The organism is Ornithinibacillus gellani (genome assembly GCF_003730295.1).
Classification (GTDB): domain Bacteria; phylum Bacillota; class Bacilli; order Bacillales; family Amphibacillaceae; genus Ornithinibacillus_A; species Ornithinibacillus_A gellani.
The window spans coordinates 1-2,142 of record NZ_QTSZ01000038.1 but is presented as its reverse complement, the minus strand read 5'-3'; the positions used below and the strand labels follow the sequence as shown (position 1 = coordinate 2,142).

At 42.5% G+C, this 2,142-nt stretch carries 1 protein-coding gene; it reads left to right on the top strand.

Annotated features, from left to right (window positions below):
• The coding region (locus DX933_RS12320; RefSeq protein ID WP_123316746.1) for a carboxypeptidase regulatory-like domain-containing protein at positions 1–2,142 on the top strand (2,142 nt) is incomplete at both ends.

The following is a 2,142-nucleotide window of genomic DNA, read 5'->3' as shown; positions in this document are numbered from 1 at the left end:
CTGTTACCCTTCACTATGAACAGGATGGTGAGACGGTAGAAGTCACTGCAAATCGTATTTCCGGTGATTATAAGAGCGGGGAATATAAAGCAACCATTCCAGGAGATGCAATTGCCGAAGGCAGCCTGACCTACTACTGGACTTTGAATGATTTCGGTAATAATGAAGTGCAAACAGATGACTACACAGTTGACGTGAAGCCTGGCATCACTGTTGGCTACTTTGAGGATTTTGAATCTACTATAACAGGCTGGTATTCTTTTGGAGATAATGATACATGGGAGCACGGTGCACCTACCACTGGTCCAGAGGAAGCATATTCTGGAGACAAGGTGTATGCGACCAATCTTTCCGGTAACTATGCCAGCAGTATGGATGCCATTCTAGTGATGCCCCCAGTTGAATTGCCGGAGGGACAATCCTTCCTTCAATTTAAAAACTGGTACAATTTTGAGGAATCCTCTACAGGCAGAGCCTGGGATTATGGACATGTCGTTATTTCATCAGATGGACAAGAATGGACTGAATTGACAATGTTCCAAGGCCTGTCCGAGGGATGGGAAAATACAGAAATTGATTTAAGTGAATATGCTGGACAGACTGTATTACTAGGCTATAAAGCATTTTCTGATGGAAGCGTAACTAGAGATGGTTGGTATATTGATGATGTTGCTTTATCAGATGTGTCACAATATGATAATGACGAAGAACCACCGACCTTTGAACATGTATCACCCTTGGAAACCTATACAGAAATGGATGTCTTCCTCTCTGTAGATGTAGCGGACAATCTAAAGCTCAATACAGTCGAACTTTCTTATGAAAATGCAGATGGAGAGTGGCAGACGCTTGATGCCACACAAGAATCCGGCAGTGAACGCGCTGGAACATTTACAGCTGTTATTCCTTGGGAAGATATTGATGGTAAAGAGGAATTGCCATATAAATGGATAATATCTGACTATGGTAGTAATATCACTGAAAGTGATGTTTATACTATTGAGGTTAAACCAGGTGTAACGGTAGGCTATGAAGAAGACTTCGAGAATGCTGCTGCTGGGTGGTACTCTTTTGGTGACAATGATAGCTGGGAATGGGGTTCACCAGAATCCGGACCGGAAAATGCTGCATCAGGAGATCATGTTTTTGCTACAAATCTTACCGGAACATATGACACCAATATGCGTGCAACACTTGTTATGCCTGCCATTGATCTTCCAGAAGGAAGTCATGCATTACAATTTGACAGCTGGCATGAATTTGAGGAATCCACCTCTGGGACAGCCTGGGATTACGGTCAAATTGTTATTTCAACCGATCTGGAAGAATGGACTGAATTGCAAAAATTCCAAGGTCTTACAGAGGATTGGGAAACAGTAACCATTGACCTATCGGATTATTCTGGTCGAGTCTATATTGGATTTTATGCTTATTCAGACGGAAGTATTGTAAAAGATGGCTGGTATATTGATAACGTATCACTTATAGATACTTCTGAAGATGATCAAGGAGCAAATATTAGTCTTGGTATTTCAAATGAAAAACAAAAAGAAATTGATATTCCTGTATTGCAAAAAGAGTCCACCCCACAAACTTGGACATTAGACCGGAGCAATGAAAAAAATACAGCAGATAAAGATATTGGATTGGCGCAGCTGCCAATGGCTGCCAAGGTAAGTGTACTTGAAAGTGGTCGTTCCGTGAATACCAATCCGCAGGACGGAAGCTATGCATTGATGCATGCTACAGGAACCTTCACCTTGAAGGCGGAGGCCTATGGCTTTGAATCTGCTGAACAATCAGTTGAAGTTGAAGCAGATGAAACATCAACAGCGAACTTTACTTTACAGGAAATACCGCAAGGTACAATTCAAGGTACCGTTACAGATGAAGCAACTGGCGAACCGGTTGAAGATGCCACCCTACTTCTTGTAGAGGACGCAAACGTGACACCTGTTCAAACAGATGCAGATGGAAATTATCAACTAACTGCCTATGAAGGTACGTATACGTTGAAGATTAGTGCGCGTGGCTACCACGGGCAAGAAGCAGAAGTGACCGTTGATGGAGATGTCACTGTTGACTTTGCGCTAGAACCATTTTACATGGTTCCAGGTGGCGAAATTGGTTACGATGACGGTA